At 74.3% G+C, this 7,533-nt stretch carries 6 protein-coding genes; 2 read left to right on the top strand and 4 right to left on the bottom strand.

All coding sequences use genetic code 11. The features are described 5' to 3' along the window. Nucleotides 1–1,074: glycosyltransferase (locus ACFWI8_RS35865; protein WP_387100342.1), on the top strand; the 1,074-nt coding region annotated here is incomplete at its 5' end. Here the strand turns inward: ACFWI8_RS35865 and ACFWI8_RS35870 are convergent. The 3 genes from ACFWI8_RS35870 to ACFWI8_RS35880 form a co-directional block, all read right to left on the bottom strand. Continuing rightward, nucleotides 1,022–2,113 (bottom strand): methyltransferase domain-containing protein, encoded by a 1,092-nt coding sequence (locus tag ACFWI8_RS35870; protein ID WP_387100345.1) that lies wholly within the window; start codon nucleotides 2,111–2,113, stop codon nucleotides 1,022–1,024. The two genes, ACFWI8_RS35865 and ACFWI8_RS35870, sit on opposite strands and share 53 nt — an antisense overlap. Before the next feature lie 291 nt (nucleotides 2,114–2,404). Then, entirely contained in the window at nucleotides 2,405–3,187 is a 783-nt protein-coding gene (locus ACFWI8_RS35875; RefSeq protein WP_387100347.1) for an Fpg/Nei family DNA glycosylase, read from the bottom strand. Between the two features lie 9 nt (nucleotides 3,188–3,196). Further along, entirely contained in the window at nucleotides 3,197–4,099 is a 903-nt protein-coding gene (locus ACFWI8_RS35880) for a S1 family peptidase (RefSeq protein ID WP_387100350.1), read from the bottom strand. Between the two features lie 167 nt (nucleotides 4,100–4,266). On the opposite strand from ACFWI8_RS35880, the gene ACFWI8_RS35885 reads away from it, so the two are divergent. Beyond that, nucleotides 4,267–6,435 (top strand): MMPL family transporter, encoded by a 2,169-nt coding sequence (locus tag ACFWI8_RS35885; RefSeq protein WP_387100352.1) that lies wholly within the window; start codon nucleotides 4,267–4,269, stop codon nucleotides 6,433–6,435. A 3-nt stretch (nucleotides 6,436–6,438) separates the two neighbouring features. On the opposite strand, the gene ACFWI8_RS35890 is transcribed toward ACFWI8_RS35885, so the two are convergent. Beyond that, nucleotides 6,439–7,458 carry a serine hydrolase domain-containing protein gene (locus ACFWI8_RS35890; RefSeq protein ID WP_387100354.1) on the bottom strand — a complete coding sequence of 340 codons (1,020 nt, stop codon included), beginning with the start codon at nucleotides 7,456–7,458 and terminating at the stop codon, nucleotides 6,439–6,441. Nucleotides 7,459–7,533: the final 75 nt, after the last annotated feature.

The following is a 7,533-nucleotide window of genomic DNA, read 5'->3' on the forward strand; positions in this document are numbered from 1 at the left end:
GTGGTCGCCGGCAGCAGGCCGCCGACCGTGGAGGACGCGTTCCGGCTCGCCCGCGAGTTGGTCGCCACGCGGTTCGAGACACTCACCGCGGCGGCGGAGGGATGTGACGCGCTGCTGGCGACCGGACTGATGCCGGCCGGCGCCCGGGACGTGGCCGAGAGCCTTGGCATCCGCTACGTGCTCGCCTGCTTCCACACCCTCGGACTGCCGTCGCGGCACTTCCCTCCGGGGCGGCGTCCTGGCAGGCAGTCCCCGCGGGAGGAGACCGACAACCGGGTGCTGTGGGAGCAGGACGCCCAGCGGGTGAACGCGTTGTACGGCGAGGCGCTCAACGGCCAGCGGGCGGCCATCGGCCTGCCCCCGGTGGACAACGTCCGCGACCACGTCCTCACCGACCAGCCGTGGCTGGCGGCGGACCCGACGCTGTGCCCGGCGCGGGGCATGACGGACCTCGACGTGGTGCAGACCGGGGCGTGGATGCTGCCCGACGAACGCCCGCTCCCGGCAGCGCTGGAGGCGTTCCTGGGCGCCGGCGCGCCACCGGTGTACGTGGGCCTGGGCAGCATGGCCGCATACGTCTCGAAGGACATCGCCAGAGTGGCCATCGAGGCGAGCCGAGCACAGGGCCGCCGCGTGGTCCTCGCCCGCGGCTGGGCCGGCCTGGCCCCGATCGACGACGCCGAGGACTGCTTCGTCGTCGGCGAGGTCAACCAGCAGGCGCTGTTCCGCCGGGTGGCCGCCGTCGTGCACCACGGCGGCGCGGGCACCACGACGACGGCCAGCCGGGCCGGCGCGCCCCAGGTGGTGGTCCCCCAGATCGCGGACCAGCCGTACTGGGCGGCGCGGGTGGCCGAGCTGGGCATCGGCGCGGCTCACGACGGCCCGACGCCGACCCTCGACTCCCTGTCCGCCGCGCTCGCCACCGCCCTGACCCCCGAGACCCGGGCACGGGCGAGCGCCGTGGCCGCCGCGATCCGCACCGACGGTGCGACGGTGGCCGCGAAGCTGCTGCTCGACGCGGTCAGTCGGGCCGAGGGGGAGCCGGCACGTCGACCGACCAGCCCTCGGGCGTGACCCGCAGGCGGTGGCGCGAACGCCCGGGCGCGCCGAGGGACCTCCAGTGGCGGTAGGCCGCCGCCACCTCGTCCCAGAGGCGCCGTGGGCCGTGCTGCTCCGTCGTGAACTCGGTGCGGCCCGGGACGTACTCCGTTCTGGCCCACGAGCGGCGGTCGTCGGAGAGCAGCCAGTACGTCCACTCGCCGGATCCGTCGTCCTCCCAGTCGATCTCGGGCCAGGCGTCCCGCACGCGCAGCGAGATCGCGAACATCGCCTCGGGGTCGTTGAGCTGGGCCGGGTCGAGGTCGGTGGTGCCGCGCTCGCCACGCTCGCCGTGGTACACGTCGGAGAGGTCCGCGCCCCGCCCGGCCTGGGTGCGCGACCACATGAACGCGGGGCGGCCGGAGAACCGGCCCTCGCCGACGCCGCCGTGGACGTCGAGTGTCAGGTACGAGTACGAGTGGAAGCTGCTGCCGAACGGGGTGACGATCCGCCCGCCGTCGCGGGTCTGGGCGAGCAGCTCGGGCGTGATCTCGCGCAGGGTGCAGGTGCTGATGATCCGGTCGTAGGGGGCGCCGGCCGGGTGGCCCCTGGTGCCGTCCCCGAGGACCAGGCGCGGCGCGTACCCGGCGGCCGCCAGGTTCCTCCTGGCGGCCTCGTGCAGCCGCCGATCGATCTCGACCGAGGTGACGTGCTCCGAGCCGAGCCGGTGGCACAGCCACGCGGCGTGGTAGCCGGTGGCCGTGCCGATCTCCAGCACCCGGTGTCCCTCGTGAACGTCGAGCAGCTCCAACATCTCCAGCATCTGCGACGGTTGGGACGAGGAGGAGGTAGGGATCCCGCGCCCGCCCGGCACGCCCTCGTCCACCTGGGTGACCACGGGCCGGTCGCTGTAGACGGCCGCCAGCCACGCCGGCTCGTCCGCCGCCCGGTCGAGGCCCGGGCAGACGTCGGGAACGAAGCCGGCACGGTCCACGGCGGCGACCGTGTCCTCCCACCGGGGTGGGAGCGAACCGGCGTCCCGCAGGGCCGCCACGAGCCGCCGCATCGTGGTCATGCGAAGGAGTCCTTTCCGCCTACTGCCCTTCCGGCGGGCTCGGCGGCGACGGCGACGAAGGAGGAGAGGGAGGAGACGGTGGTGTGACCGGCCCCGGCCACTGACTGTCGCTCTCGCGCGGGGACTGCTTCCTGTCCCCCTCCTCGCCGTTCTTGCCGTCGCTGTGTTTACCACCCATCGCGCCCTCCCGGCTCCGTGAACCCTACAGCTGGGGGATGCCCGCACGTCAGGGACGGCAAGGAGGCGTGTGGAAGCGTGACCGGGTCGCCGCGCCGAGGGCGCGCGCCGGGATCACTCCGGTTGGCAGGCGGGGCACCACAGGGTGCTGCGGCCGGCGACCCGGCTGTGCCGGAGCGGGGTGTCGCAGCGCGGACAGTGCGGTGCCGGCGCGTCCCGCCTGGCCGTCAGCCAGGAGCGCTTGGCGGACACGTGGCCGGTGGGCACGGCCCCGCGCAGCACCTGCCGGGTCGCCGAGTCGACGCGGTGCCGTTCGTCGTCCCCCAGGTCGACGGCGCGGCGGGCCGGGTGGACCCTGGCGTGCCAGAGGATCTCGTCGGCCAGCAGGTTCCCGAGCCCGGCCACGGTCGACTGGTCCAGCAGCGCCGCCTTGACGCGGCGGCGCTGACCGGCGAGCAGCTCGGCCAGCTCGCCGGGGGCGAGGGCCAGCGCGTCGGGGCCCTGGTCGGCGAGCAGCCGGTCCGCGTCGGCCGCCGTGGCGGCGAACCAGATGCCGCGCAGCTTGCGCTGGTCGCGGTAGCGGAGCCGGTGGCCGTCGTCCAGGACGAGGGTGACCCGGTCGTGGGGCGCGGGTGAGGAGTCGGCCGGGTCGCAGCGCAGGCGGCCCGTCATGCCGAAGTGGAAGAGCACGGTGGGTCCCTCGGTGGGGGCGAGCAGCCACTTGCCGTGTCGGCGCGGTTCGGTGAACGTCCGGCCCGTGAGCCGCTGTCGCAGCCGGCGCGCCGTGACCCCGCGCAGCACGCCGGCGTCGGCCACCTCGACCCGCTCGACCCGGCGGCCGGTGGCGCAGGAGGCCAGGATCCGCCGGAATTCCTCCACATCGGGCAGTTCGGGCATTCCGCCACGTTACGGGAGGGTCAGCCCGTAGGCGTTGAGCACCTCTCCGACGGGTTGGAAGTAGCTGGTGCCGCCGGTGGCGCAGTTGCCGGTGCCACCGGAGAGGATCCCGAGCGCGAGCCGGCCCGGGGTGTACAGCGGCGCGCCGCTCTCACCCGCCTCGACGCAGATGTTGGTGCGGATGAGCCCGGAGACGATGTCGCCGCCGCCGTAGTTGACGGTGGCGTTGAGGGCCAGGACGGTCCCCGTGCGGCAGCCGCTGACCGGCCCGGCGAAGACGGCGCTCATGCCGACGGTGGGTGTGCCGACCCCGATGATGTCGACCGGCACGCCGTTGCAGATCACGCCGGGCGGCCAGGGGGAGGGGGCGGTGAGGTAGCGGACCAGGCCGTAGTCGTTGTTCGGGAAGCTGGTGCCGACGGTCTGGCCGACGGCGGTGGTCTGACCGGGGTTGGCGTACCAGGTGCCGGCCAGCGAGGTGCAGTGCCCGGCGGTGATGAAGTGGTAGGTGGAGCCGGAGCGGGCGTTGAACCCCACCGCGCAGCGCGCCCCGCCGCCGTAGACGAACTCGCCGCCGCGGAGCCTGGGGGTGAGGGTGCCGGGGGTGCGCTCGACGGTCAGGGCGTCGGCGAGTGGGCCCGCCGTGCGGCGGAGGTGGGCGAGGTCGGCGGCCGAGACGGTGTCGTCCACGGTGACCCGGACGGTGCCCGTGGCGTGGTCGACGGCCCACGCCGTGCCCGCGACGTCGGCGGCGCGCACGGCGTCGCCGGCGGCGGCCAGCTGGGCGGTGGTGAACGCGGCGGGGGCCGGTTCGGCCCGGGCGGGCAGCGCCGGGCCGAGGAGCGCGAGCAGTGGCACGGCCAGCGCGATGACGAGGCGTCTGAGGGGCGAGGTGGTGCGGGGCTTGCTCATGCGGTCCTCCGAACGGAGATTCATGGGCATGACAATTGGGCGGATTCTCCCACGCGCCACCCACGCGTGTCGCGGTGTCCGCGTTCGGCGCCTCCGGTGAAGGATCGACCGGTGACCGGACGGGCGCGGTCGGTCACGTCGTCCGCGGCCGGCCAGGAGGAAGCGCGATGTCCCACGTACTGTTCAGGCTCGGCCGCTGGGCCCACCGCCGACGCCGCCTGGTGCTCGTCGGCTGGCTGCTGCTCGCCGTGGTCGCGGTGGCGTCGGCGATCGGCAGCGGCGGCCAGACCAACGACGTCTTCACCATCCCCGGCACCGAGTCGCAGCGCACGACGGACCTGCTCAAGCGCAAGCTGCCGGCCTTCGGCGGCGGTTCGGCGCAGGTGGTCTTCGCCACCCACGGGGGGACCAGGGTGACCGACCACCGGCAGCGCGCCGCCATCGAGGAGACCATGCGGCGGCTCGGCGACGTGCCCCAGGTCGGCGCGGTCTCCGACCCGTTCCGGGCCAGGGCCGTCTCGCCGGACCAGCGGGTCGCCCTCGGGAGCGTGGACTTCACCGCCGAGCCGGGCAACGTCGAGGAGTCCACGCTCGACGACGTCGAACGCGCCGTGCGGCCGGCCCAGGACGCGGACGTCCAGGTCGAGTACTCCGGCAGCGTCTACCCGGGATGGCGCACCGAGGTCTCCGAACTGCCCGAACTCGTCGGTCTGGTCATCGCGTCGATCATCCTGCTGATCACCTTCGGCGCGGTGGTGGCGGCCGGGGTGCCGATCGTGACCGCGGTGCTCGGGGTGCTGATCACCATCATGGGCGTCACGGCCGTGGCGGCGGTGGTCGACATCGCCTCCGCCGCCACCACGGTCGCCATCATGCTCGGCCTCTCCTGCGGCATCGACTACGGCCTCTTCATCCTCTACCGGCACCGCAACAACCTGCTCGCCGGGATGGCGGGCGAGGACTCGGCCGGCATGGCCGTGGGCACCGCGGGCGGCGCCGTGGTCTTCGCCGCGCTCACCGTGATCATCGCGCTCTGCGGCCTCTCGGTGGTCGGCATCCCCTTCCTGACCGTGATGGGCCTGTGCGCCGCGGTCGCCGTGCTGGTGGCCATGGCGATCGCGCTCACCCTGTTGCCCGCAGTGCTGGGCTTCGCAGGGGAGCGGGTCGTGCGCTTCCTGCGGCTCCCGGGGCGCCCCGGCTGGACCGAGCGGGTGGCCAGGACGGCGGCCGCCGAGCCCGAGCGCACCAGAGGCGCGGCCTGGGCGCGGTTCGTGGTGCGGCACCGCTGGCCGGCGCTGGTCTGCGGCGTGCTGCTGCTCGGCGTGCTCGCGCTGCCGGCCACCCAGTTGGAACTCGGGCTGCCGAGCGGCTCCGCCAAGCCCACCTCGGACACCCAGCGCCGCGCCTACGACCTGATCGCCGCGGGCTTCGGCGTGGGCGCCAACGGGCCGCTGCTCGTGGTGGCCGACAGCGTGCGCGGCGACCGGGACGCGGACCGGATCGCGAAGGAGGTCGGCGACCAGCCGGGGGTGGTCTCGGCCCGGCCGATCGGGGCGCGGGACGACGTGCTGGTGATCCAGGCGGTGCCGGCGACCGGACCCAACGACCCGGCCACCGCCGACCTGGTGCACCACATCAGGGACCACCGGGAGCAGGTCGCGGCCGGCACCGGGGCCCATGTCACGGTCGGCGGGACCACCGCCTCCAACATCGACGTCTCGTCCAAACTCTCCGGCGCGCTGCCGGTCTTCCTCCTGGTGGTCGTCGGACTCGCCTTCGTGCTGTTGACGTTCGCCTTCCGCACCCTCCTGGTGCCGCTGAAGTCGATCGTCGGCTTCCTGCTCTCGGTGGCCGCCGCCTTCGGCGCCGAGGTGGCCATGTTCCAGTGGGGCTGGGGCGAGCACCTGTTCGGCATCACGCCGACCGAGACGATCAGCTTCCTGCCGATCATCATGCTCGCCATCATCTTCGGACTCTCCAGCGACTACGAGGTGTTCGTCGTCTCCCGGATCAAGGAGGTGCACGGCGAGACGGACGACCCACGGCGCGCGGTGGCGGTCGGCACGGCGCTCGCCGCCCGGGTGGTGACCGCGGCCGCGCTGATCATGTTCTCGATCTTCGTGGCGTTCATGGCGACCGGCGACCCGACCATCAAGGCCATCGGCTTCGCCTTCGCGGTCGGTGTGCTGCTCGACGCGTTCGTGGTCCGGCTGACCCTGGTGCCCGCGGTGATGGCCATCGCCGGTTCCCGGATCTGGTACCACCCGGCCTGGTTCGGCCGGGTGGTACCGGACCCCGACATCGAGGGGCGGCGGCTGGAGCGTCCCGAGCGGTGACCGTCAGGGCAGGGCCAGGGCCCTGAACAGCCGGCGGCCGGCCCGGAGCACGGGCTGCCGGTGGGTGGGCGTGGTGTTGGCCAGCACCACCACGCCGGCGTCGGCGTCCGGGCTGAAGCCGGCGAACGCGGTGAACCCGCCGGCGGCGCCGGTGTGCCAGAGCAGGGTGCGGCCCTCCACCACCCGGATGTCCCAGCCGAGGCCGACGACCTTCTGGCCGCGCGGATGGGCGCGCCGCGGCCACTGCGAGTCGACGACCGCGGAGGCGAGCGAGGCCGAGTCCAGGGTCGCGGGATTGAGCTGGGCGCGCAGGTAGCGCAGCATGTCGACGGCGGTCGAGTAGAGCGCGCCCGAGGGCGCGAGCGCGTCGAAGTGCCAGTGCGGGAACGGCCGTCCGTGCCGGTGGCCGTGGGCGGCGCGCTCGGCCAGCGTCGCCTCGTCGGGCACCAGGGTGTCTCGCATGCCGAGGGGGCGCAGCACCCGCTCGGCGAGCAGCTCGGCGTAGCCGGTGCCGGTGGCGTTGGCCAGTAGCTGGCCGAGCAGGCCCACGCCGAACGTCGAGTAGCGGATCGTGGTGCGCCTCCGGTGGCGGGGCAGCCGGGCGGTGGCCCGGTAGAGGTCGACGGGGCGGTAGGCGGCGTAGGGGTCGGTCCACCAGTGGCGCAGGCCCCTGAGGTAGAGGTTGCGGGGCAGCCTTGGCAGCCCCGCGGTGTGGGTGGCCAGGTCCACCAGGGTGCGCGGGGCGTCGGGTCCGGGGCGGGTGGTGGCACCGGGGGGCAGGTGGGTGTCGATCGGGTCGTCGTAGGAGACCTCGCCGCGCGCCGTGAGTTCGGCGAGCAGCAGCGTGGTGAAGGTCTTGGTGAGCGAGCCGAGGGCGAACAGCGTGTCGGGGCCGACCGGTCGCCGGTCGCGGTCCCGGTGGGCGCGACCCGGCCGCAGCCGGTCACCGGCGACCGCGACCGACTGGTCGGCGCCGCGGATCGCGGCGCCGGCCCCGGGCCGGGCGTGGTGATCGGCGGCGATTTAGCCGATGTGGCGGTTCAGCAGCCCCCCGCTGGTGGCCAAGGCGCGCAAGCCCGACAACCCCCCGCGGTCGCG

Origin of the sequence: Streptomyces sp. NPDC127098, from assembly GCF_042722465.1 — a bacterium.
GTDB classification, from domain to species: domain Bacteria; phylum Actinomycetota; class Actinomycetes; order Streptomycetales; family Streptomycetaceae; genus Streptomyces; species Streptomyces millisiae.